Annotated in this window: 2 protein-coding genes; both read left to right on the top strand. The window is 69.7% G+C overall.

Going from position 1 to position 965, the window contains the following annotated elements; genetic code table 11:
* Positions 1–390 (top strand): hypothetical protein (locus ABD191_RS28905; RefSeq protein ID WP_344089107.1); only part of this gene is annotated, 390 nt, incomplete at its 5' end.
* Positions 391–420: 30 nt separating this feature from the next.
* The gene (gene traA / locus ABD191_RS28900; RefSeq protein WP_051785501.1) at positions 421–936 is read left to right on the top strand and encodes a plasmid transfer protein TraA; all 516 of its coding nucleotides are present in this window, start codon (positions 421–423) and stop codon (positions 934–936) included.
* The last annotated feature ends 29 nt before the right edge of the window (positions 937–965 follow it).

Below are 965 nucleotides of genomic sequence, written 5' to 3'. Positions count from 1 at the left end.
GACCGGGCCGAGGCCTTCCCCGACGTGTGGCAGCACGCTCTCAAGCTGGCTGCCGCCCTCGGCGAGACCACCGTCACCGAAACCATCTGGAAGCGCGCGCACCGCGACATCGAAGGCACCGACCCCGGCGAGACCGTGGCCATCATCCGCGGTCGGAACGCCGCCGAACGACGCCTCCTCGCAGCCCGCTCCGAAGCCCCCGGCGAGAGGCCCGTAAAGGTCAACTCTTCGCAGGCGGCATCGCAAATGCCCCCCTCCGGCGGCAGGCGCGTCTACAAGCCTCCGACGCGGCCCGGCGTGCGCCGCAAGAACGACACACCCAAGTACGTTCCGGCCGCCAACCGACAGGCCGCCATCGCCGCCCGCAACGCGGCCAGCAAGGACCAGTAACCCCACCCGGACCCGACTGGAGGAGATCGCATGCCGATCAACGGGCAGCGCACGAGCAGCAGCACGCGGACCAACCCGCGGAGCAAGGGCGGCACGACCAAGCACGGGCCGTCGTTCAGCTTCGGCCCGAACATCAACGTCAACTCGACCAAGACCACCAACACCGGTGGAAGCCGCGGCGCCGCCGGCGGCAGCCGTTCCCAGTTCATGCTGCCCGACCCCGAGTTCGGGTCGGCGGCCGAGCTGCGGAACTACTGCAACACCCTCCGCGCGTTCGGTGTCCACGCCTCCATCGAGGTCATGGTCGCCGCCGAAATCCTGCAGGCCGCACTGTCCCAGGCCAACGGGCTGAAGGACGACAACTTCATCCAGCACAAGCTCCGGGCCCGCAAGGTAGCCCGGAAGCTGAAGAAGTCCGGCGAAGCCCTCGCCGACGCCGCCTCGCTCGCCGCCGCGACCTACGCCGCGTTCCAGCGCGAGTACGCCGACATCATGTCCGCCCGCACCCCGAACCGGCCCGCGCAGTCGCGCCCGTTCCAGTACTGACAGGAGGCACTCCCATGGCCGGCAAGGAC

Origin of the sequence: Luedemannella helvata (genome assembly GCF_039528415.1) — a bacterium.
GTDB lineage: Bacteria > Actinomycetota > Actinomycetes > Mycobacteriales > Micromonosporaceae > Luedemannella > Luedemannella helvata.
The sequence above is the reverse complement of the archived record's forward strand: the minus strand, read 5'-3'. Positions and strand labels throughout refer to the sequence as shown.